Below are 20,326 nucleotides of genomic sequence, written 5' to 3' on the forward strand. Positions count from 1 at the left end.
CCGAATCCCACGCCACTCGCGCGTCAGCGTTGCCCGAACCGGCCGGCCGGACAAGAGAAATCACCGTCGACGCTTTTCCTTGAGCCGCATCACGAAGCCGATGACCTCGGCGACGGCGCGGTAGTGTTCCTCGGGCACTTCGCGGTCGATGTCGACGCTGGCGTGGAGCGCGCGGGCGAGCGGCGGGTTCTCGACGATCGGCACGTCGTTGAGATTGGCGATCTCGCGGATCTTCAGCGCCACGTCGTCGGTGCCCTTGGCCACCACGGTCGGCGCCCGCATGCCGGCGTCGTATTTGAGCGCGACGGCGAAGTGGGTCGGGTTGGTGACGACCACGGTCGCCGTCGGCACCGCCGCCATCATGCGCTTGCGGGCGCGCGCCATGCGGATCTGGCGGATCTTGCCCTTGATCTCGGGGCTGCCTTCCGTCTGCTTGAACTCTTCCTTGAGTTCCTCGCGCGTCATGCGCAGCTTCTTCATCCAGCGATGACGCTGGAAGAGGTAGTCGAGGCCGCCGATGAAGGCCATGACGATCAGCACTGCGCCCATCAGCCGCACCGCGGCGCGCCGGGTGATCTCGAGCAGGCCGAGCGGATCGACCGCCACGAGACCCTGCAGGTGGACGATCTCGGGCGACAACGCGATCCAGATGGCGGCACCGACGACGAAGATCTTGGCGACCCCCTTGATGCCCTGCATCACCGCGTCGATCGAGAAGATGCGCTTCATCCCCCCGAGCGGCGAGACCTTCGACAGTTTCGGGATCAGCGGCTCGTAGGTCCACAGCAGCCGGTGCTGAATGGCATTGCCGCCGACGCCCGCGACGAAGAAGAGCAGCGCCGGCAGGGCCAGCACGCTGCCGACCAGCACGATCAGATGCAGCGCCACACCCTCCATGGCGCGCGTGTCGGTCGCCATCGTGTCGGCATGGTCGATGAAGGCGGCGAGCGATCGGGCGAGGTCGCGCGCCACCCCCTGCGACATGAAGGCGACGAAGACGGTCGCCGACGCGAGCACGAAGAAGGTGGCGAGCTCCTGGCTCTTGGCCACCTCGCCGCGCTTGATCGAGTCCTCGATCTTCTTCTGTGACGGTTCTTCTGTTTTGGATTCGTCGTCGTCTTCTTCGGCCATGGCTCACCCCACCACGAGGCGCATGAGCCCGTCGCGCACGTGATCCATGTACCAGCCGAGGATCGAGGCGAGGACGAAGCCGAAGAGGAGCAGTCCCAGGCCGATCGAGAGCGGCATGGCGGCGAAGTAGATCTGAAACTGCGGCATCATCTTCTGCAGCATGCCGAGCCCGAGGTTGAAGACCAGGCCGAAGGCGAGGAACGGCGCCGAGATCTGCACGCCCACCATGAACGATTCGGCCACCAGTTTCACCGCCGCCGCCGCGAAGTCGCCGCTCGGGATCCACTGACCCGGCGGGAACATCGAGAAGGACGACGACATGCCGGCGATCGCCACGTGATGGAGATCCATCACGAAGATCAGCGTCACCGTCGTCATCGACAGGAAGTTGCCGACGATCACGCCCTGCTGTCCCTGCGTCGGGTCGACCGTCATGGCGAAGCCGAGGCCGAGCTGGGTGGCGATGTTGGCGCCCGCCACCTGCACGCCGGCGAGCAGCAGCCGCGTCGTCATGCCGATGAAGAGCCCGATCGCCAACTCGCCGCCGAGTATCGTCATCGCCCCGACGAAGTTCTTCGACAGCCCCGCCGGATAGGTCTTGGCGATCAGCGGCTGCAGCGCCAGCGTCAGGAACAGCGCGAAGGAGAGCCGGATCCGCGCGGGAACGGTCGATTCGCCGAAACCGGGCACGAGCATCACCATCGCCCCGAGACGGGCGAAGGCGAGCATGTAGAGAAGGGCCGCTTCGGGCAGCAGTCGGACGACCATGCGCGTCACCCGCTGCTCGCGATCCGTTCCATCATCCGTGTGAAGTAGCCCGTGAGCTGCGACCCCATGAAGGGGAAGGTCAGGAGCATGGTGGCGAAGATCGCCAGGATCTTCGGCACGTAGACGAGGGTGGCTTCCTGGATCTGCGTCATCGCCTGCAGCAGGCCGACGATCACGCCGACGGTCAGTCCGACCAGCATGACCGGCGCGGCGGTGAGCACCAGCGTGACGATGCCGTCGCGCGCGATGTCGAAGATGTCCGCTCCGGTCATCCCGGCCACTCCCCTCGCCGATCGGGCGGGGCCTCAGATCGGCATCTTCATGATCTCTTCGTAGGCCGAGATGACCTTGTCGCGCAGGGCCACCACGGTCTCGAACGTCGCCTGGGTCTCGGCCACCGCGGTGACCACGTCGACCACGTCGGCCTTGCCGGAGGCATAGGCCATCGACTTGTCGTCCATCGCCCGGCCCGCCTGCGACACTTCGCCGACCGCCTTGGCCAGCACGTCGGAGAAGTTCGAACCGCCGATCGAAGCAACTTGCCTCGGTTCGTCGCGATTCGCGAGGGCCTGAGCCGAACGATAGGCGTTTGCGGCGAGAGCGGCGGGGGTCATGAGGCGTCTCCTGCGTCTGCGGCTCAGGCCTTGAGGATGTCGATGGTGCGGGAAATCATCCGGCGCGTCGCCGTGACGATGTTGAGATTGGCCTCGTAGGAGCGCTGCGCCTCGCGCATGTCGACGGTCTCCACCAGGGCGTCGACATTGGGATACTTGACGTATCCCTCGGCGTCGGCGGCCGGATGGCCGGGCTCGTAGCGGCGCTTGAAGTCCGACTGGTCCTTCTGCACCCGCCCCATCTGGACGGTGGCGGCCCCCAGTTCCTTGTCGAACTTGGAGACGAAGGTCGGCACCTTGCGGCGATAGGGATCCTGCCCCGGCGTCCGCGCGGTGGAGTCGGCATTGGCGATGTTCTCGGCGATCACCCGCATGCGGCCGTTCTGCACCTTGAGGCCGGACGAGGCGATCCTGAGGGACTGGTTGAATTCGGAGCTCATGGCTCTCCTCCCTCGTGGTTACTTGCGCCCGAGCGCGATGCGCAGCAGCGACAGCGACTGTTGGTAGAGCGAGGCCGCGGTCTGATAGTCGAGCTGGTTTTCCGCCGACTTGGTCATCTGCTCCTCGAGATCCACCGCGTTGCCCGACGGCGTGACCTCGAAATTCTGCTTGTCGCCGGCCTTGAAGGCGCCGGTGCCGCCGCGCGGGGCGATGTGGCCGGGCTCGGTCATCGCCATGGTGACGAACGGCGCCACGACGCCGCTCGAGGCGGAGGCGCGGCCCGCGGCCGGCATCTTCGGCTGAGCGAGATCCTTCGCCTTGAAGCGCGGCGTGTCGGCATTGGCGACATTCTCCGCGAGCACCCGCTGGCGCGCCTGATGCCATTGCATCCGCGTCCGCAGTGCGTTCATCGTGCTCAGATCACCGATGCCCATGGGCCAGCCCTCTCGGCGCGCCGATCCCGAGATCGACGTCACCGGGCAGATTGTTCCCACTCCATGGTTAACGAAGGGTTAATCCACCGTCCCGTCTCGGCACCGGGTCCGGCGCCGACCGTCGCGATCTCGCCATTTTCATGAAGTTCCGGTAAAGGCGGGGCCGCGTGACGGCAGTTTCTGCCGAGATCGTTTAACATGACGGCGATGTGAGAGATTCGGGGGCGCACGGCCGCGCGTTCCACCGAAGAGGAGAAGACCCGATGAGCGCCTTCCGGGAGTGGTTGAACGCCCTGTTCGGATCGGACGGAGGACGCGGCATGCAGGTGCTCATTTCGCTGCTCATCGTCGTCCTGTTGATCCTGGCGATCACCTGGCTCTTCCGCCGTCTGTTCGACGGTCCGATGCATCGCGGGCGCTCCTCGCGCCTCGGCGTGGTCGATTCCGCCGTGGTCGATCACCACCGCCGGCTGCTGCTGGTGCGTCGCGACGAGGTCGAGCATCTCGTCCTCGTCGGCGGCCCCAACGACGTGCTGGTCGAGAGCCGCATCCTCAAGGCACCGCCGGTGCTCGCCGGACGCCCCGCCGTCGGCCCGCAGATCGTGCCGCGTCCGCAGGGTGCCGACGTGGTCGAGGACGCCGAGCCCACCCCGGCCGTCGCCCCGCCGCCCGCAGCAGACGAAACCGTCGTAAAGACGCGCGTCGTCGCCGGTGCCGCCGGCGTCGCCGCCGCGGTCGCCTCGGCCGGTGCACTGCTGCGCTCGCGCGTCGCACGCAGCGAACCGGCCGTACCCGAACGCCGCACCCTCGACGAGGCCTTCGACGCGCCCCTCGGCCGCGCCGCCGACGTGGCGCCCGTCGCGCCGCCGCCGATCGATCTCGACGCCCCGGCGCCCGGCATCGCGCCCGTCACTCCCGCCGTCGCCGGCGACCGGGTCGTGGCCGAACCGCCCGCCCGCGTCGAACCGACGCCCGCCCCTCGCTTCGAACCGCCGCGCGTCGAGACGCCGGCGCCGCGTGCGCTCGACGATCTCGACCTCTTCGCCGACATCGCCGATCCGCTGCCGCCGCCGGCACCCCGCCCGGTGCCGCCGCCGACGCCGCCGGTCCTCGAACCGGTGCGGGTCGAGCCGCGCGCCGCGTCGGTCTGGTTCGAGCCGCGTCCGGAGCGGACCCATGCCGAAGCCGTTCGCGTCGACCCCGTGCCGGCACCGCCGGCTCCCGCCCCCGTGGTCGAGCCGCCGCCGGCCGAAGTCGCTGCCGTCGAGGCGCCCCTGCCGCCGGTCGAGCCGGTGATCGTCGAGGCGCCCGTCGCGCAGCCGGTCGAGGCCGCGAAGTCGGACTTCGACTTCGATTTCGACTTCGCCCCGATGCTCGAGCCGGAGCTCGGCCGCAAGTCGGTCGCCCCCGTGCCGCGCGTCGAGCCGACATTGGCCTTCGAGCCGCCGCACCCCGTGGAGCCGGAGCCCGCTCCCCTGGTGGTCCCCCCTCCGCCTCCTCCGCCGCCGGTCGTGGCGGTGCGTGAACCCGAGCCGGAACCGGAGACGATCCCCGAGATCGCGATCGCTCCCGCCCCGGCGCCCGTCGTCGAGCCCGTGCGGCCAGAGCCGGTGCTGCCGGAACCGTCCGCTCCCGAGGTGGTCCACGCCGAGCCGAGCTTCGCGGAACCGGTCCTCGTCGAACCCGTCGTCGCCGACGAGCCCTTCGCGCCGATCCCCGAGGTGGCGCCGCCCGGACCGTCGCATCGGACGGGCGAGCATCACGCCACCGTCGACGAGCTCGAGGAAGAGATGGCCCGGCTTCTCTCCGAACTCTCGGGCCAGACCCGGCGATGACCACGCCCGACCGCGCGCCGTCCCTCCGTCGTTCCCGCCTGCGCCTCGCCGCCGGCTGGATCGCCGTGATCGCGGCGGCGGTCGTCATGGGATCCGCGCCGGCGACGGCGCAGGACATCTCGGTCAACTTCGGCGGCGCCACCGGCGTCTCCGAACGCGCGCTGCAGCTCTTCGCGCTGATCACTCTGCTGTCGATCGCCCCGTCGATCGCCATCATGGTGACGAGCTTCACCCGCATCGTCGTGGTGCTGTCGCTGCTGCGCTCGGCGATCGGCCTGCAGACCGCGCCGCCCAACGCGGTGATGATCTCGCTGGCGGTGTTCCTCACCGCCTTCGTCATGGCCCCGACCTTCAACCGCGCCTACGAGGACGCGATCAAGCCGCTCTCCGACGGCTCGATCGAGCTCGAACAGGCGATCGAGCGCGGCGGCCCGCCCTTCCACGAGTTCATGCGCAACCATGTCCGCGAGAAGGACGTCGCGCTGTTCCTCGACCTCGCCAAGGAACCCACGCCGGCGACGCCGCAGGACCTGAGCTTCCGCGTGCTGATCCCGGCCTTCATGATCTCCGAGCTGCGCCGCGCCTTCGAGATCGGCTTCCTGATCTATCTGCCCTTCCTGGTGATCGACCTCGTCGTCGCCTCGATCCTGATGTCGATGGGCATGATGATGCTGCCGCCGGCGACGATCTCGTTGCCGTTCAAGCTGATCTTCTTCGTGCTGGTCGACGGCTGGAGCCTCGTCGCGGGCTCGCTCGTCCGTTCCTTCGGGACGTGAGGCGCCGCGCGACGGCGCGACGCTCTCGTCGTCAGTGACCGGCGGCCTTGGCGTCCGGCTTGTCGCCCGCCGCCTTCTCCGGCGCCGCGGTCTCGGCCTGCGCCACCTTGGCGGGCGCCGGCGTCGCGGCCTTGGACTGCGGCCCGGGCTTGGCCTTGTCGTCGACCTTCGGCGCCTCCGGCACCACGGTGCGCCCCTTGGGGTCGAGATACTGGGCGCGATATTCCTGCAGGAACTGGCGCATCGTGTCGATCGAGGCGATCTCGCGCGCCACCTCGCGGAACTCGCCGCCCTGGCTCTGGATCGGCTGGGTGACGACGTCGAAGGTCCGCGCCTGCGGGCTCGCTGCCATCTTGGTGCGGAACTTTCCGCGCAGCCGGTCGAGCGACAGCTGGTCGTTGGCGAGCGCGAAGGCGATCGCCACCCGCAGCACGTCCTGGCGCTCCTGATCGTCGAGCGGCAGCGCATCCTGCCAGCGGTTGCCGAGCGTCGCCTCGAGCCGCTCGCCCGCCTCGCGCCAGCGCTTGGCCTTCCACAGCACGTCGGCACGCAGGCGCATGACGTCCGAGCCGGTCATGGTGGCGAGCAGCTCGAGCGCCGTCTCGGCACGGCCGGATTCCGACATGGCGCGCGCCTCCACCAGCCGGCGCTGGCGTTCGAGCGACAGCGGCAGCGTGCTCTGGCGCGTCTTGTTGAGGACGGCGATCGCCTTTTCCGGCTTGCGGTCGAGCAGATGGACGACCGCCAGATCGGCGGCGATCTGCGCACGCGCCGCGCCCTTCAGGCGATTGTCGACCTGATAGCCGAGGAGCTCCGCCGCCTGCGGCAGCAGGTCGACACCGACCAGCCGGTCGGCGAGCTTGCGCACCACCTCGTCGCCGCGCCGATCGATCGGCACCAGTTCGCGGAAGTCGTAGTAGAGCGTCAGCGCGTCGAGCGGCTTCATCGCCTTGTCGGCGTCGTCGAGATAGATGGCGAGGAAGCGCCGCCCCATCTCGTCCTGGAGGAGCCGCGTGGTGGGCGAGTCCGGCGACACCTGCAACGCCGAGCGCATCGCCTGGAAGGCCTCGCGATAACGCCCCGTGTCGGCCAGCAGCCCGGCGAGGAAGCGCAGGGTGCGCAGTTCGGTCTCGTCGCCGCGCCAGCCGAAGGAGAGCGAGCGCATCCGCTCGATCGCCTGTTCCTTGTCGAGCTTACCGTCGCGCACGAGGCTGCGGACGAGATGATACTCGGCCATCGCCTGGACGTGGCGGTCGCCGGTCGCGTTCGCCCGCTCGAAGCGCGCCATCGCGTCCTCGGGGCGCCCGGCCCGATCGGCGAGCCGCGCCTGGGCGATCTCGAACCGGCCGACCAGATCGTTGTCGAGGAACTCCGGCTCGATCTCGGCGAGACGGGTCTGGGCGAGACCGACGTCGTTGAGCTCGATCGCACTCTCGGCCGCCGAGATGTTGAACAGCGACTGGATCGGCCGCGGATAGGCACCGATCACCGGGGTCGCCTTGAGGGCGTTCTCGCGCGATTCGTCCCACTTGGAGAGGTCGTTGGCGACGATCGTACGCCACAGCGCCGCGTCGGGGCTCTCGGCCACCTCCGAGCGGATCAGCGACTCGCGCGCCTTGGCGGCACGCCCGGCCAGCGCCTGGCTCGCACCCCACAGCACGATGAAGCCGGGATCGCGGGTCACCGCCGGTTCTTCCTCGGACAGCAGGCGCAACTGCGACAGCGCCTCCGGTGCGAGACGGTGGCCGATGTAGAATTCGGCGAGGTCGACGCGCGCCTGACGATGCGGCTGGTCGGACCCTTCGATCACCGCGTCGAGCAGGGCTCGCGAGCGCTCGAGCAGATCGCCGGCGCCGTTCGGGCGGAAGGTCGCCGGATCGATGCGGATGCGGTGCAGCACCGGCTGCGTCCGCGGCACGGGCGCGTCGATCGCGCCCCGCTCCTCGGCGCCGCCGTTCGACAGCGACAGGCCGCGCTCGCGCCCGATCTTCACCTCGCCGTTCTCGTAGGTCACGACGACGTCGTCGCCGTGCGGCACCAGCGCGACGCCGTGCGCCGAGGCGAGCGTGTCGAGATCGACGAAGCTCTGCGGCTTGACCAGCCCGCGCGACGGCGCCAGGGCGGTCACGACGACGATGCGGTCGCCGACCTCGGGGTCGACGAGTTCGCGCACCGCCCCGCCCTCCGGCAGGTCGACCTTGAGGCTGCGATTGCCGTCGCCGCGGATGAAGCGGCGCAGCGTCAGCGGCTTGGTGGGCTCGAGCACCATCTCGCCGATCGACAGCACCCAGCCGGTACCGTCCGGCGACAGCGTGGTGAGCAGCGGCTCGGCGAGATCGATCTTCAGCGCCGTCCAGTTGCGCGCCCGGATCGCCTGGACGCCGCGTGCCAGCGGACCGAGGTTCGGCGCGATGGTGGAGATGTCGATGTCGCGCTGCGAATCGAACACCACCCACAGCGTCTGCCCGCGCATGAAGGCCGCCGCAGGCACCTTCTCGGCGAAGGGGAAGCCCATGCGGACGACGTCGCCGATGCGCTTGGCCTCGACCTTGACGGTGCCGATGTCGGTGACCGAACGCTGCCGCGTCGCGGAAGGCGGGCTCTCGCCCGACGGCACGTCGACGGCGACCGGGGTGGGCGTGGCGGGCTTCTCCGCAGGCTGAGCCGGTGGCGCGGCCGGGGCGTCCTGCGCCGCCTCGAGCGGCGTCTCGCGCACCTGCACCGGCGCGACCTGTTGCTGGACCGGCACGGGCGCCGGAGCCGCGGCCTGCTGCGCGGGGGCAGGAGCCGGTGCGGCGGCGACGGGCGCCGGAACGACGGGAGCCGGAACGACGGGCATCGCCGCAGCCGGGGCCGCGGGCGGCGCGGCGACCGGCGCCGGGGCGGGCGCACCGACGACCGCGTCGGAGCGGCCGGGTGCGGAGACGCGGTCGCGCCCTTCCGCCGGCGACGACAGGAGCGGCCGGATCGCCGCCTCGCCGGCATTGGCGGGCGCGGACGGCCTCACCAGATCGAGCACGTAGGCGTCCTTCTCGCGGAAGGCACGCACGTCGGCATCGGGGGCGACGGTGAAGACGACCTTCATCGTCTCGTCGTTCGGATCGGCGAAGACGTCGACGAGACCCGGCACCGGATCGACGTCGATCTGCGAGAAGTCGATCTTGGCGACGCGATTGAAGGTCAGCGTGACGCGTTCGCCCTCGCGCGTCATCCGCGTGTCGAAGGGCACGTTCCAGCCGAAGGAGAAGCGGGTGAAGGTCGGCAGACGGCCGATCTTGAAGTCGAGCTTGGGCTGGACGCGCGTGCCCACCCGCGCCATCTCGGCGTCGCGCGCCGCCTTGATCGCGGCCTCGGCACGCTTGGCCAGCGCCTCGATCACGTCCTGCGGCAGCGACGGCGGATTGCCGGTCCACTTCGACGGCAGGAAGTCGACGAAGAGTTTCTCGCCCGCCTCCATCGTGTTGACGCGCACCTGCCGGGCGAGCGCGATGCGCAGCGCCTTGCCTTCCGGATCGCGCCGCACCACCGAGACGTAGGGCGCGAGCCGCGTCGCCACCTGGTCGACGCCGACGTCGATCTCGTCCTCGAACTCGAGGACGACGACGCCGTTGCCCTGCTTGGTCGAATACTGCGGGATCAGCGTGCGATCCTTGAAGGTCAGCACGAGACGGCCGAAGCCCTTCTCCTGACGCACCTCGGCCTCGGCCTTGACCACCTCGGCGAAGGCAGGCGCGATCGTGCCGGTCGCCATCAGGAACGCCAGCGCCACGCCGAGCAGCAGGCGCGCGCGCGGCCGAACGCTCCGCCCGGTGCCGACGGCGGCGTCGCTGCGACGTTCTGGGGGAGCGATGAGGTGCACGGCCGACGATCCGGTGGGAGACTTCGACCTCCGACCCTAAGAGAACGCGGTGAACGCCGAGTTAAGTCGCCGTTCCGCCCGCGCTTCGCGTCGCCGATCGCTCAGCTGCGGCCCTGGATCTTGGGAAGCTCGGACTGGGTCGGCCGCACCTGTTCCTTCGGGCGGCGGTTGGCGAGCTCGACGGTCAGCTTCTCGGCCTGATCCGGCGCCATCTTGGCGACCACGTCGCCGAGCTTCTTCGGGTTCATCTGCCGGGCGATCTCGCCGAGCAGCGTGATGTCGAGCTTGTCGAAGACGCGCGCCGCGTCCTTGGCCTTCATCGCCTCGTACATCTTCACGAGGTCGGCCAGTTCCTGCTTCTTGGAATCTTCCTTGGTCTTCTCGGCGGTGCCGATCTGATCCTCGAGACCCTTGAGCTCGTCGATGCGCTTGGCGATGCGGCCTTCGGAGGCCTGCAGCAGATCCTCGCGCATCTGCAACTGCCGCTCGCGCTCCTCGAGCAGCTTGCGACGCTCGGCGAGCTTCTGCAGGATCTCGATCTCGGAGAGGAGCTCCTGGCCGGGAACCGGCTTGGCCTCGCTCGGCTTGTCGCCCGAGACCTTGGTGTCGACCTTCGACGGCGTGACGCCGTGGCCGTCCGCGGTGGCGGGGGCGCCGTGGCCCTCTTCCGCCTTCTTCTCCTCGCCGCCACCCGACGAGCCGGTGGCGATCATGTCGACTTCCCGTCCGGTCGCGGGATCGACCCGGACCACTTCCCGCGCGACCACTTCGTGCACGTCGCGATCGCCCAGCCCGAACTGCACGACCTTGAGGCCGAGCAGCACGAGAGCGGCGCAGACGACGAGCGGAAGCAGTCGGACACGGATCATGCGGCGACCCCTCTCGCCCTCAGACGGCCCAGCCGTTCGGAGGCTTCGTCGGCGCGGGCGCGCAGATCGCCGAGACGGGTCGTCTGCTCGGGCGTCGCCGAGGGATGGTTGCGCGGCGGCATGGCCGGACGGGCGGGCTCGACGGCCGCGACCGGCACCGCCTCGGCGGCGCCGCGGGCGGCCTCGGTGATGCGGATGATGCGGTTCAGCAGCTTCTCGCCCTCGCCCAGCTCGCGACCGATCTCCTGGGAGAAGAACTCGGCCTCGCGCAGGCGCTGCGCCAGCGACTTGTCGCAGTCCGCCGCCGTCTCCTTGAGGCCGACGATGGCACGTTCGGCGATCTCGGTGGCGGTGAGCAGTTCGGAGATGGTGGCCCTGAGATTGGCCTCGTCGGCACGAAGCCGCTTCAGCCGACGATCGAGCACCATGCAGTAGGCGATCGTGGTGATCAGGAGAACGGCCACCAGCCCTTCGACGGCGAGATCGATCCAGTGGGTCGTCATGGCGCCTGCATCTCCTTCTTCGTCGCCGCCTTCTCGAAGGCCGCGAGCGTCATCTTCGGCCGCCGCAGATTGCGGTCGACCATGATCGAAATATTCTCGCCCGAACGTCCCATGCGCCCCTCGGTGAGGGACACCGGTCCGCACTTGAGCGTGACGGGATCGCGCGGACCGACGTCGAAGACCAGCGTCTGCCCGATCTGCAGATCGAGCACCTGGCCGAGCGACATCTCGCGCTCGAACAGAACCGCGTCGACGGCGATCTCGGCGGCATGGATCTCGGTCGCCAGATGCCCTTCCCAGATCGGGTCGCGACCGAACTTCTCGCCCACGAACATCTGGAGCAGAAGGTCACGAATCGGCTCCAGCGTCGCGTAGGGTATGAGGATTTCGATCTTGCCGCCGCGATCTTCCATGTCGATCCGGAACTCTGCGAGGATCGCGGCATTGGCCGGCCGCGACACCGCCGCGAAGCGCGGATTGTTCTCGAGACGCTCGAGGTTGAAGCGGACCCGCGACAGCGGCGCGAAGGCCTGTTCGGCGTCGGTCAGCACCACCTCGATCATGCGGCGCACGAGGTTGGTCTCGATCGTCGTGTAGGGGCGGCCCTCGACGCGGATCGGCGTGGTGCCGCGCCCGCCGCCGAGCAGCACGTCGATGATCGAGTAGATCAGGCTCGAATCGACCGTCACCAGCCCGAAGTTGTCCCATTCCTCGGCCTTGAAGACGCCGAGGATCGCCGGCAGCGGGATCGAGTTCAGATAGTCGCCGAAGCGCACCGAGGTGATGCTGTCGAGCGAGACCTCGACGTTGTCGGAGGTGAAGTTGCGAAGCGACGTCGTGGTCAGGCGCACCAGGCGGTCGAACACGATCTCGAGCATCGGCAGACGCTCGTAGGAGACCATGGCCGAGTTGATCAGCGCGCGGATGCCGGACTGATCGTTGGTGAACTGCTCGTCGACGTCGAAACCGAGGAGGTTGTCGATTTCCTCCTGGTTCAGGATGCGGTCGCCGCCGCGGGTGGCGGTGTCGAGATCGAAGTCGGCGTCGTCGAAGCCGGCCATCTGGGCGGCGAGCTCGTCGGAGCCCTCGACACCCTGCTCGGCCAACGCCGCGCCCCAGTCCGCGGCGAGATCGTCGTCTTCGCCGCCGTCCGTGCCCTTCTGCTCCGAGAGCGCCGCGCCCCAGGCCGCATCCAGATCTTCGAGGTCTTCGGCTTCACCGGCCATACCAACGCCTCACTGAACCAGGATTTCCTTGAACAACACCGCATCGACGTGCGCCGGCGCGATCGCGGTGTTGATCCGCCGCTGCAGCTCTTCCTTGACGCGGTAGAGCCCCGCCGACCCGTCGAGGTCGGTGACGCGCAACTCGCGCAGATAGATCTGGAAGGCGTCGAGCACGCGCGGCAGGACGGGGGTGATCTTGTCCACCGTCGCCTTGTCGGAAACTTCGAGCGCCACCTTCACCTTCAGATAGGTCGCCCGCCCGTCGACCGCCGAGAGGTTCACGGTCATGTCGGGCAGATCGACATACATCACGGTCTTCGCCGGCGCGTGGGCGTCGTGCCCGGCGTCCGCCGGCTTCGGCTTCGAGCCGAGGAAGAAGAAGGCCGCGCCACCGAGAACGGCGAGCAGGGCCACACCCGCGCCGATCATGACGAAGAGCTTCTTCTTGCCGCCCGCAACCTCACCCTCGGCGCCTTCGGCACCGGGTTCGGCTTCGGTCTTCTCGGCGGGCTTCTTGGCCATCGATCTCCCCTGATCGAATGCGAGTCCATGTCCTCAAGATCTAAAGAGGGAATGGTTAACGACTGGTGAATCTCAACCTTTCGGTAACGGAGGTAAACGCCGGTAAACCCTGCCGGTCCATTCCGGCCACCCGGCAGTTCCTGCCCATCGTCCGCCATCGGCGACTTTCGGCAACCCATTGATTTTTCAATGGTTAACCATATGGCACGGGGTTTGCGAAACTTCTCTCGATCGCACCGGCTGGGGAGCAGGGGCGATCGCTGGGGAGCAGTGGAAATGGAAAATGCGCAACTCGTCGGCCTGTCGCGACAACTCGTCCTGCGACGCGAGCTCGACATGATCGCCAACAACGTCGCCAACGTGGAGACGAACGGCTTCAAGGCCCAGGCTCTGATGTTCAAGGAACAGAAGATGCCGCCGGCCGCCGAGCTCGAATTCAAGCGCTCGGACCGTCCGGTCAGCTTCGTCCTCGACGACGCCAATCGCTACGACCTCCGCCCCGGTCAGATGCTCCAGACCGGCAACGATCTCGACGTGGCGATCGAGGGCAAGGGCTTCTTCGCCATCCAGACGCCGCAGGGCGAGCGCTACACCCGCAACGGCTCTTTCGCGCTGTCGCCCGACGGCACGCTCGTCACCCGTGACGGCAACCCGGTCCTGACCGAGGGCGGCCCGCTGGTGCTCCAGGCCAGCGAGACCCGCGTCACCGTCGCCGCCGACGGCACGATCTCCACGTCCCAGGGCGTGCGGGGCAAGCTGCGCGTCGTCGACTTCGCCGATACCGGCTCCCTGAAGAAGGTCGGCGAGACCCTCTTCACCGGGACCGACCCCCAGCCCACTCAGTTCCCCCGTCTGGTCCAGGGCCAGATCGAGAAGTCCAACGTTCGCGCCGTGGAGCAGATCGCCCGTCTGATCGAGGTCGGTCGCTCCTACGAGTCCGTCAGCTCCTGGATGAGCAAGGTCGACGATCAGCGTCGCAATGCCATCGAGAAGCTGGCCCAGGTCGCCTGAGGGGAGAACGAGTCATGAAGGCCATGCACATCGCCGCCTCCGGAATGGCGGCCCAGGAACTGAACGTCGAGCTCATCTCGAACAACATCGCCAACATGCGCACCACCGGCTTCAAGCGCCAGCGTGCGGACTTCCAGGACCTGCTCTACCAGGACATGCGCCGGGTCGGCACCGCGACGTCGGAGAACGGCAACATCCTGCCGACCGGCGTGCAGATCGGCTCCGGCGTCCGCGTCGCCGCCACGCCGCGCGTCATGTCGCAGGGCACGCTGTCCTCGACCGAGAAGGAGACCGACGTCGCCATCAAGGGCGAGGGCTTCTTCCGCGTCCTGCTGCCCGACGGCCGCACCAGCTACTCGCGCGACGGTTCCTTCGAGATCGACAGCCAGGGCCGCATCACCACGGCCGACGGCTATCCGATCGAGCCGCAGATCACCGTCCCGTCCAACTCGACCGGCCTGACCGTCAACGCCCAGGGCTCGGTGCAGGTGACGGTCGGCAACGCGACCTCGCCGACCACCATCGGCCAGTTCCAGCTCGCCCGTTTCATCAACAAGTCCGGCCTCGAGCCGATGGGCAACAACCTCTACCTCGAGACCGCCTCGTCGGGCGCGCCGCAGACCGGCAACCCCGGCGACGAAGGCTTCGGCACGCTGCTGCAGAACCAGCTCGAGCAGGGCAACGTCAACTCGGTGACCGAGATCTCCGACCTGATCGCCGCCCAGCGCGCCTACGAGATGAACTCCCGCGTGATCCGCGCCGCCGACGAGATGATGTCGGCCACCGTGTCGCCGAAGTGAGGAGGAGGGCCATGAAGTACGAATCTCTGCGTCGCCCCCGCCCCGGTCTCGTGACCTTCACCGGCGAAGCCGGCGAGCGCCTCGTGCGCTCGCTGCTCGGCGCCGCGGGCCTCGCGATCCTCGCCTCGGTGCTGCTCGCCGTCATCGCTCCCGCCCCGGCCCAGTCCGGCGAGACCTCGGCGCTGCGCGCCTCCGTCTCGGTCGCCGCCGACGTCGTCACCATCGGCGACTTCTTCGAGAACGCCGGCTCGCTCGCCGAACGCCCGCTCTTCCGCGCCCCCGACCTCGGCACCGCCGGCCCGGTCTCCGCCGCCCGCGTCGTCGACATGGCCCGCGCCGCCGGCCTCGCCGGGGCCGAGACCGGCGGCCTCGTCGAAGTCTCGGTCTCCCGCCTCGCCCGCTCGGTCGAGAGCGCCGAGATCGCCCGCCTGATCGCGCAGGAAGCGCTGCGCCGTCCCGGCTTCGCCGCCGACACCACCCTCGACGACCTCGAGATCGTCTTCGACGGCCCGGTCGCCCCGCGCGCCGCCGACGTCCGCTCGCACGAGCCGATCCGCATCGTCTCGCTGTCGGTCGTGCCGCAGAACGGCCGTTTCGACGCCCTCGTCCAGATCGATCAGGGCGAACGCACCGACCGCATCCACCTGCGCGGCGTCCTGACCGAGACCGTGTCGGTGACGGTGCTGAACCGATCGCTGTCGCGCGGCGATCTCGTCTCCGCCGAAGACATCCGCGTCGACCGCCAGCCGCGCAACCGCGCCTACGGCCGTTCCACCGTCGTCGAACCCGCCGAGATCGTCGGCCGCCAGGCCCGCCGTTCGATGCGCGCCGGCCAGGTGGTCGCCGCAGCAGACTTCGCCCGGCCGCAGGTGATCGGCCGCGGCGAGACCGTCACCGTGATCTTCCGCGCCAAGGCGCTCAGGGTGACGACCCGCGGTCAGGCACTCGCCGCCGCCGCCGTCGGCGACACCGTCTCCGTCCTCAATCCCCAGTCCAAGCGCACCCTGCAGGGCACGGTCACCGCCCCCGGTCTCGTCGAGATCGTCGCCGCCCCCGCCGCCGTTGCTCTCGCGAAGGTCGATCAGTGATGACCCGTTCCTCGTACTCCACCGCCCGCCGCGTCGCATCCCTCCTGACGGTCGCCGTCGCCCTCTCCGGCTGCGCCAACGCCCTCGACAGGCTCGAGAACGTCGGCAAGGCGCCGAAGCTCTCCGCCGTCGAGGACCCGACCGCCCAGGCCGGCTACAAGCCCGTCTCGATGCCGATGCCCTCCGCCGAGCCGGTCGCCTATGCGCCCAACTCGCTGTGGTCGAAGGGCAGCCGCGCCTTCTTCAAGGACCAGCGCGCCCGCCGCGTCGGCGACATCCTGACCGTCGCCGTGGTCATCACCGACAAGGCCAAGATCGACAACTCGACCGGCCGCTCGCGCACCGAGACCGATGCGACCTCCGTCGGCGGTCTGCCCGGCGCCCTGGCCGATCGTCTGCTGCTGCCCGGCGAAGCCCCGGCCTCCAACCTGATCAACAACTCGACCAAGACCTCGCAGCAGGGCACCGGCTCGGTCGACCGGTCCGAGACCCTGTCGACCAACGTCGCCGCCCTCGTCACCCAGGTCCTGCCCAACGGCAACCTGGCGATCGAGGGGCGTCAGGAGGTCCGGGTCAACAACGAGATCCGCGAACTGATCGTCGCCGGCGTCGTCCGGCCGGAAGACATCGCTTCCGACAACACGATCGAGAGCGCCAAGATCGCCGAGGCCCGCATCTCCTACGGCGGCCGCGGCCAGATCACCGACGTCCAGCAAGCCCGTTACGGCACCCAGGTGCTCGACGTGCTGATGCCCTTCTGACCGAGACGCCGGGCGGTTCTCCCCGCCGCCCGGCTCTCGCGACCCGCCGTTCCTCTCCCCGCATCCCCCTCCCGAACCCCGAAGCCTCCCCCCTCTCGCCGTCCGCGCTCTCCCCAGAGCGGCGTCGAGAATGCCGAAGGGTTCGATCGCCGCCTTCCCCCCGCCCTCCCCGGCGGTGGCGGCGACGGCAGACGGCGCGGCTCCCTCTCCCCGGGAGCCGCGCCTCTCCATCGTCCAGAAGGACGCCGAAACGACGAACGCCGGTCGACCCGAGGGTCGACCGGCGTTCGGTCTCGTTCGTTCGGATGCGAATTCCGCGTCGGTCGTCGCTGCCGACGCGCTCGGCGCGTCAGTCGTCCCGATAGACGCGCTCGCGGCGCTCGTGGCGCTCCTGGGCTTCGATCGAGAGCGTGGCGATCGGCCGGGCATCGAGGCGCTTCAGCGAGATCGGCTCGCCGGTCTCCTCGCAATAGCCGTAGCTGCCGTCGTCGAGACGCTTCAATGCGGCGTCGATCTTGGAGATCAGCTTGCGCTGGCGATCCCGCGCCCTGAGTTCGATCGCGCGATCGGTCTCCGAGGAGGCGCGATCGGCGAGATCGGGATGGTTCTGGCTCTCGTCGGCGAGATGCTGCAGCGTTTCCCGCGATTCCTTCAGGATGTCGTCCTTCCAGTCGAGCAGCTTCTTACGGAAGTACTCGCGCTGACGCTCGTTCATGAAGGGTTCGTCGTCAGACGGACGATAATCAGTGACTTCGACCGACATCATGCTCCCTTCCAGGTCCACGTTGGTCCGGGCGGCGAAGGCGGTGATGCGCGCCGCGGCGCCCCAATACAACGATGGAACGAAAAGGTCACGAAGAAAGCGTGACGGAGGTGGACAAAATGTCGGCAGTCCCCGGAAAGAGGCAGACCACATCCGCGGCCGGTCGCCGCGGGCATCGATCAGTCGGGGAAGCGCCCGAGCTTGGCGAGCTCGACCCGCGCCCTGAGCTCGATGTCGGCGACCAGGTCGTCGAGCCGCTCGTCGCCGGTCGGCTCGCGCCCGCCCATCAGGCCGACGAGGCGTTCCAGCCGGTCGGGCGAGACGCCGCCGCCGAGCAGGTCGAGCCTCACCCCCTCGAGCACGTCGAGGATGTCGAGGCCGCGCCTGACCGCCTTGCGCCTCTTCTCGCGCGGGTCCTGCGACGGGATCGACTGCAGCGCCAACAGGCTCGCCACGTCCGTCGCCCCGATCGGCCCGCCGACGACCGACGAGCGGCTCGCCTGCTCCTGCTCGGGCAGACGGAAGGTCGCGCCGGTGCCTTCCGCGCGCCGGGTCGTCCCGGTTCCCTGGATGCCGCCGGTGCGGCCCGGTCCATCGATCCTGATCGCCACGTCGTCTCTCCTTCCCGGCAGGAATTGCCGGGACGCGTCCCGTTCTCTCTAGCATGAATCGGCACGATTTGCCCCTACGGCACATCGGGCACCCGGGCCATCCCCCGGAATTCTCGAATAACCCTTCACCGCCAATGCGTTGCCGGATCGTATCCGAGGCCGTCCGACTTGGCACGCCGCTCGCAAAGGAGAAGGTCGAGATTTGGGGAGATCTCCATCGATGAAGTTTCATTTGGGCAAATTCGTCCGCTGCGCACTGGTCGCGGCCCTGGTCGTCGGACAATCCGTTCCGACCCATGCCGCCGCTTCGCGCATCAAGGATCTGGCCTCGATCGAAGGCGTCCGCGAGAACCAGCTCGTGGGCTACGGCATCGTCGTCGGCCTCAACGGCACCGGCGACAGCCTCAACAACGCGCCCTTCACCAAGCAGTCGCTACAGGCCATGCTGGAACGCATGGGCGTCAACACGCGCGGTGCCAACATGCGCACCGCGAACGTCGCCGCCGTCATGGTGACCGCCAACCTGCCACCCTTCGCCACCCAGGGCACCCGCATCGACGTCGCGATCTCCGCGCTCGGCGATGCCAAGTCGCTGCAGGGCGGCACGCTGCTGGTCACGCCGCTGATCGGTGCCGACGGCGAGGCCTATGCGATCGCGCAAGGCGCCCTCGCCGTCGGCGGTTTCACCGCCAAGGGCGACGCGGCCTCCGTGACCCGGGGCGTCCCCACCGCCGCCCGCATCGCCAACGGTGCCATCGTCGAACGCGAGGTCGAGTTCAAGCTCGGCGCCCAGAGCGCCGTGCGTCTGGCGCTGCGCAACCCCGACTTCACGACCGCGCGCCGCATCGCCATGGCGATCAACGACCTGATCGGCACGCCCTCGGCCGAACCGATCGATCCCTCGACCGTCCGCCTGACGCTGCCGCAGAAGTTCAACGGCAACATCGTCGACCTCATCACCGACATCGAGCAGCTCTCGGTCGAGCCGGATCTGCCGGCCAAGGTGGTGATCGACGAGGCGACCGGCATCATCGTCATGGGCCAGGACGTGCGCGTCTCCACCGTCGCCGTCGCCCAGGGCAACCTCACCGTCACCGTCACCGAGACGCCCGAGGTGAGCCAGCCCGACCCCTTCTCCAACGGCGAGACCAAGGTGGTGCCGCGCACCCAAGTGACCGTCGACGACAGTTCCAAGAAGAAGCTCGGCATCGTCAACCAGACGGTCAGCCTTCGCGAGCTGGTCGACGGCCTCAACGCTCTCGGCGTCGGCCCCCGCGACATGATCACCATCCTCCAGGCCATCAAGGCGTCCGGCGCCCTCCAGGCCGAGATCGAGGTGATGTGATGGGTTACGACGCGACGATCTCCCTCGCCACGAGCACGCCGGCGCTGCACCAGATGCAGGAAGGCCCCGGCCGCAACGCCACGCGCGAGCAGAAGGCCCGCGCCCAGGCGGACCAGTTCGAGCAGGTCTATCTCTCCACCATGATGAAGCAGATGTTCTCGGGTCTCTCCACCGAGGCGCCGTTCGGCGGCGGCCAGGCGGAGGAATCCTGGCGCGGCCTGCTCGTCGACCAATACGCCGCCACCATGCAGAAGGCGGGCGGCATCGGCATTTCCGACATGGTCTATCGCGACCTGATCGGCATACAGGAAGGTGCTTCGAAATGACCCTCGATCTCCTGGCCCTCCAGGGCGCCGAGCCCGTCGAGCGCGCCCTGCGCACCCCGGAGGAGGCCGCCGCCTTCCTCGACGAGTTCGAACAGTCGATGGCGCGTCTGATCGCGACCATCGAGGAGGAGACCGCGCTGGTGCGCGCCGGCAAGCTCTTCGACGCCACCGACGTGGTCTCGCGCAAGAACGCCCAGCTCGGCCGCTATCTCCAGACCCGCACCCGCCTGAAGCGCGAGTTCGCCACCCTCTCGAAGCTGCTGCCCGAGCGGCTTGAGCGCATGCGCGCCGATCATGTCGCGGCGATCGAGAAGATCCGCGCCAATCTCGGCGCGCTCGCCATCGCCCGCGAAGTCGCCGAAGGCATCGTCCGCAACGTCTCCGCCGCCGTCGGCCGTCAGGCCGCCCCGCGCACCTACGGTCGCAACGCCGCGATGCCGGTTGCACAGGCCCAGTCCATCGCCCGCGGCCTGTCGATCGACCGCCGCATGTGAGGCCCGGCGGCGGGCCGCGTGCCCGTCGACCTCTTCTCTTCCCCCTGTTCGCTCCCCGCGCCTCTCCCCGCCTCCCCTCTCCCCCGAAATGCAGAAAGGCCGCCCCGGAAGGGCGGCCTCTTTCGTTCGTCGTCGGGTGCCACGGGGGC

At 68.9% G+C, this 20,326-nt stretch carries 22 protein-coding genes; 9 read left to right on the forward strand and 13 right to left on the reverse strand.

Annotated elements, in window-relative coordinates; translation table 11 throughout:
• Nucleotides 1-60 precede the first annotated feature (60 nt).
• From flhB to flgB, 6 genes are read right to left on the reverse strand one after another with little or no spacing between them, the layout of a single operon-like run.
• The gene (gene flhB / locus ACT53U_RS03025) at nt 61-1,131 is read right to left on the reverse strand and encodes a flagellar biosynthesis protein FlhB (RefSeq protein WP_476152619.1); all 1,071 of its coding nucleotides are present in this window, start codon (nt 1,129-1,131) and stop codon (nt 61-63) included.
• Between the two features lie 3 nt (nt 1,132-1,134).
• Entirely contained in the window at nt 1,135-1,899 is a 765-nt protein-coding gene (fliR, locus tag ACT53U_RS03030) for a flagellar biosynthetic protein FliR (RefSeq protein ID WP_476153052.1), read from the reverse strand.
• A 5-nt stretch (nt 1,900-1,904) separates the two neighbouring features.
• Nucleotides 1,905-2,171: a flagellar biosynthesis protein FliQ gene (gene fliQ / locus ACT53U_RS03035; RefSeq protein ID WP_476152620.1), complete on the reverse strand. Its 267-nt coding sequence runs from the start codon at nt 2,169-2,171 to the stop codon at nt 1,905-1,907.
• Nucleotides 2,172-2,204: 33 nt separating this feature from the next.
• Complete coding sequence (gene fliE / locus ACT53U_RS03040; RefSeq protein ID WP_476152622.1) at nt 2,205-2,513, reverse strand: flagellar hook-basal body complex protein FliE; 309 nt, start codon at nt 2,511-2,513, stop codon at nt 2,205-2,207.
• Nucleotides 2,514-2,536: 23 nt separating this feature from the next.
• On the reverse strand, nt 2,537-2,953 hold the full coding sequence (gene flgC, locus ACT53U_RS03045) for a flagellar basal body rod protein FlgC (protein ID WP_476152623.1): 417 nt from the start codon (nt 2,951-2,953) through the stop codon (nt 2,537-2,539).
• Between the two features lie 18 nt (nt 2,954-2,971).
• The gene (flgB, locus tag ACT53U_RS03050) at nt 2,972-3,388 is read right to left on the reverse strand and encodes a flagellar basal body rod protein FlgB (protein ID WP_476152625.1); all 417 of its coding nucleotides are present in this window, start codon (nt 3,386-3,388) and stop codon (nt 2,972-2,974) included.
• Between the two features lie 320 nt (nt 3,389-3,708).
• Between flgB and ACT53U_RS03055 the strand changes: the two genes are divergently transcribed.
• Both ACT53U_RS03055 and fliP read left to right on the forward strand, forming a co-directional pair.
• Nucleotides 3,709-5,223 (forward strand): hypothetical protein, encoded by a 1,515-nt coding sequence (locus tag ACT53U_RS03055; RefSeq protein WP_476152626.1) that lies wholly within the window; start codon nt 3,709-3,711, stop codon nt 5,221-5,223.
• Nucleotides 5,220-5,999 carry a flagellar type III secretion system pore protein FliP gene (gene fliP, locus ACT53U_RS03060; protein ID WP_476152628.1) on the forward strand — a complete coding sequence of 260 codons (780 nt, stop codon included), beginning with the start codon at nt 5,220-5,222 and terminating at the stop codon, nt 5,997-5,999. Before ACT53U_RS03055 ends, fliP begins: the two co-directional genes overlap by 4 nt.
• Nucleotides 6,000-6,030: 31 nt before the next feature.
• Here the strand turns inward: fliP and ACT53U_RS03065 are convergent, their stop codons facing one another.
• The 5 genes from ACT53U_RS03065 to ACT53U_RS03085 form a co-directional block, all read right to left on the reverse strand.
• On the reverse strand, nt 6,031-9,858 hold the full coding sequence (locus ACT53U_RS03065; RefSeq protein WP_476152629.1) for a tetratricopeptide repeat protein: 3,828 nt from the start codon (nt 9,856-9,858) through the stop codon (nt 6,031-6,033).
• Between the two features lie 101 nt (nt 9,859-9,959).
• A complete protein-coding gene (locus tag ACT53U_RS03070) occupies nt 9,960-10,727 on the reverse strand; it encodes a MotE family protein (RefSeq protein WP_476152630.1) in 768 nt (255 codons plus the stop codon).
• Nucleotides 10,724-11,230: a DUF6468 domain-containing protein gene (locus ACT53U_RS03075; RefSeq protein ID WP_476152631.1), complete on the reverse strand. Its 507-nt coding sequence runs from the start codon at nt 11,228-11,230 to the stop codon at nt 10,724-10,726. The genes ACT53U_RS03070 and ACT53U_RS03075 overlap by 4 nt, the downstream gene beginning before the upstream one ends.
• The gene (gene fliM, locus ACT53U_RS03080; protein ID WP_476152632.1) at nt 11,227-12,456 is read right to left on the reverse strand and encodes a flagellar motor switch protein FliM; all 1,230 of its coding nucleotides are present in this window, start codon (nt 12,454-12,456) and stop codon (nt 11,227-11,229) included. The genes ACT53U_RS03075 and fliM overlap by 4 nt, the downstream gene beginning before the upstream one ends.
• Nucleotides 12,457-12,465: 9 nt before the next feature.
• Nucleotides 12,466-12,978 carry a flagellar basal body-associated FliL family protein gene (locus tag ACT53U_RS03085; RefSeq protein ID WP_476152633.1) on the reverse strand — a complete coding sequence of 171 codons (513 nt, stop codon included), beginning with the start codon at nt 12,976-12,978 and terminating at the stop codon, nt 12,466-12,468.
• Nucleotides 12,979-13,254: 276 nt separating this feature from the next.
• Here ACT53U_RS03085 and flgF point away from each other — a divergent pair, with 276 nt between their 5' ends.
• The 4 genes from flgF to flgH are packed head-to-tail and all read left to right on the forward strand — an operon-like array spanning nt 13,255 to nt 16,638.
• Nucleotides 13,255-13,989, forward strand: a complete 735-nt coding sequence (flgF, locus tag ACT53U_RS03090) for a flagellar basal-body rod protein FlgF (protein WP_476152634.1) — start codon at nt 13,255-13,257, stop codon at nt 13,987-13,989.
• A 14-nt stretch (nt 13,990-14,003) separates the two neighbouring features.
• Nucleotides 14,004-14,789 (forward strand): flagellar basal-body rod protein FlgG, encoded by a 786-nt coding sequence (gene flgG, locus ACT53U_RS03095; protein ID WP_476138818.1) that lies wholly within the window; start codon nt 14,004-14,006, stop codon nt 14,787-14,789.
• A gap of 11 nt (nt 14,790-14,800) precedes the next feature.
• Nucleotides 14,801-15,877: a flagellar basal body P-ring formation chaperone FlgA gene (gene flgA, locus ACT53U_RS03100; protein WP_476152635.1), complete on the forward strand. Its 1,077-nt coding sequence runs from the start codon at nt 14,801-14,803 to the stop codon at nt 15,875-15,877.
• Nucleotides 15,877-16,638 carry a flagellar basal body L-ring protein FlgH gene (gene flgH / locus ACT53U_RS03105; protein ID WP_476152636.1) on the forward strand — a complete coding sequence of 254 codons (762 nt, stop codon included), beginning with the start codon at nt 15,877-15,879 and terminating at the stop codon, nt 16,636-16,638. Before flgA ends, flgH begins: the two co-directional genes overlap by 1 nt.
• Nucleotides 16,639-16,987: 349 nt before the next feature.
• Here the strand turns inward: flgH and dksA are convergent, their stop codons facing one another.
• Nucleotides 16,988-17,401: an RNA polymerase-binding protein DksA gene (dksA, locus tag ACT53U_RS03110; protein ID WP_476138842.1), complete on the reverse strand. Its 414-nt coding sequence runs from the start codon at nt 17,399-17,401 to the stop codon at nt 16,988-16,990.
• 179 nt (nt 17,402-17,580) lie between these two features.
• On the reverse strand, nt 17,581-18,012 hold the full coding sequence (locus tag ACT53U_RS03115; RefSeq protein ID WP_476152638.1) for a flagellar assembly protein FliX: 432 nt from the start codon (nt 18,010-18,012) through the stop codon (nt 17,581-17,583).
• A 220-nt stretch (nt 18,013-18,232) separates the two neighbouring features.
• Here ACT53U_RS03115 and ACT53U_RS03120 point away from each other — a divergent pair, with 220 nt between their 5' ends.
• The 3 genes from ACT53U_RS03120 to ACT53U_RS03130 are packed head-to-tail and all read left to right on the forward strand — an operon-like array spanning nt 18,233 to nt 20,177.
• On the forward strand, nt 18,233-19,357 hold the full coding sequence (locus ACT53U_RS03120) for a flagellar basal body P-ring protein FlgI (protein ID WP_476152640.1): 1,125 nt from the start codon (nt 18,233-18,235) through the stop codon (nt 19,355-19,357).
• Nucleotides 19,357-19,683, forward strand: coding sequence for a rod-binding protein (locus ACT53U_RS03125; protein ID WP_476152641.1), 327 nt, complete (start codon nt 19,357-19,359; stop codon nt 19,681-19,683). The genes ACT53U_RS03120 and ACT53U_RS03125 overlap by 1 nt, the downstream gene beginning before the upstream one ends.
• A complete protein-coding gene (locus ACT53U_RS03130; RefSeq protein WP_476152643.1) occupies nt 19,680-20,177 on the forward strand; it encodes a hypothetical protein in 498 nt (165 codons plus the stop codon). Before ACT53U_RS03125 ends, ACT53U_RS03130 begins: the two co-directional genes overlap by 4 nt.
• Nucleotides 20,178-20,326 lie beyond the last annotated feature (149 nt).

Source organism: Pinisolibacter sp. DMC19, assembly GCF_056313985.1.

What these genes read in the sequence shown, in the direction of transcription:
- ACT53U_RS03125 (WP_476152641.1), top strand. Translation starts at nt 19,357, where the DNA reads ATGGGTTACGACGCGACGATCTCCCTCGCCACGAGCACGCCGGCGCTG.
- fliQ (WP_476152620.1), bottom strand. Translation starts at nt 2,171, where the DNA reads ATGACCGGAGCGGACATCTTCGACATCGCGCGCGACGGCATCGTCACG.
- ACT53U_RS03075 (WP_476152631.1), bottom strand. Translation starts at nt 11,230, where the DNA reads ATGACGACCCACTGGATCGATCTCGCCGTCGAAGGGCTGGTGGCCGTT.
- ACT53U_RS03120 (WP_476152640.1), top strand. Translation starts at nt 18,233, where the DNA reads ATGAAGTTTCATTTGGGCAAATTCGTCCGCTGCGCACTGGTCGCGGCC.
- flhB (WP_476152619.1), bottom strand. Translation starts at nt 1,131, where the DNA reads ATGGCCGAAGAAGACGACGACGAATCCAAAACAGAAGAACCGTCACAG.
- flgG (WP_476138818.1), top strand. Translation starts at nt 14,004, where the DNA reads ATGAAGGCCATGCACATCGCCGCCTCCGGAATGGCGGCCCAGGAACTG.
- flgC (WP_476152623.1), bottom strand. Translation starts at nt 2,953, where the DNA reads ATGAGCTCCGAATTCAACCAGTCCCTCAGGATCGCCTCGTCCGGCCTC.
- ACT53U_RS03055 (WP_476152626.1), top strand. Translation starts at nt 3,709, where the DNA reads ATGCAGGTGCTCATTTCGCTGCTCATCGTCGTCCTGTTGATCCTGGCG.
- dksA (WP_476138842.1), bottom strand. Translation starts at nt 17,401, where the DNA reads ATGTCGGTCGAAGTCACTGATTATCGTCCGTCTGACGACGAACCCTTC.
- fliP (WP_476152628.1), top strand. Translation starts at nt 5,220, where the DNA reads ATGACCACGCCCGACCGCGCGCCGTCCCTCCGTCGTTCCCGCCTGCGC.
- fliR (WP_476153052.1), bottom strand. Translation starts at nt 1,899, where the DNA reads ATGGTCGTCCGACTGCTGCCCGAAGCGGCCCTTCTCTACATGCTCGCC.
- flgB (WP_476152625.1), bottom strand. Translation starts at nt 3,388, where the DNA reads ATGGGCATCGGTGATCTGAGCACGATGAACGCACTGCGGACGCGGATG.
- fliE (WP_476152622.1), bottom strand. Translation starts at nt 2,513, where the DNA reads ATGACCCCCGCCGCTCTCGCCGCAAACGCCTATCGTTCGGCTCAGGCC.
- ACT53U_RS03070 (WP_476152630.1), bottom strand. Translation starts at nt 10,727, where the DNA reads ATGATCCGTGTCCGACTGCTTCCGCTCGTCGTCTGCGCCGCTCTCGTG.
- flgH (WP_476152636.1), top strand. Translation starts at nt 15,877, where the DNA reads ATGACCCGTTCCTCGTACTCCACCGCCCGCCGCGTCGCATCCCTCCTG.
- flgA (WP_476152635.1), top strand. Translation starts at nt 14,801, where the DNA reads ATGAAGTACGAATCTCTGCGTCGCCCCCGCCCCGGTCTCGTGACCTTC.
- fliM (WP_476152632.1), bottom strand. Translation starts at nt 12,456, where the DNA reads ATGGCCGGTGAAGCCGAAGACCTCGAAGATCTGGATGCGGCCTGGGGC.
- ACT53U_RS03085 (WP_476152633.1), bottom strand. Translation starts at nt 12,978, where the DNA reads ATGGCCAAGAAGCCCGCCGAGAAGACCGAAGCCGAACCCGGTGCCGAA.
- ACT53U_RS03130 (WP_476152643.1), top strand. Translation starts at nt 19,680, where the DNA reads ATGACCCTCGATCTCCTGGCCCTCCAGGGCGCCGAGCCCGTCGAGCGC.
- flgF (WP_476152634.1), top strand. Translation starts at nt 13,255, where the DNA reads ATGGAAAATGCGCAACTCGTCGGCCTGTCGCGACAACTCGTCCTGCGA.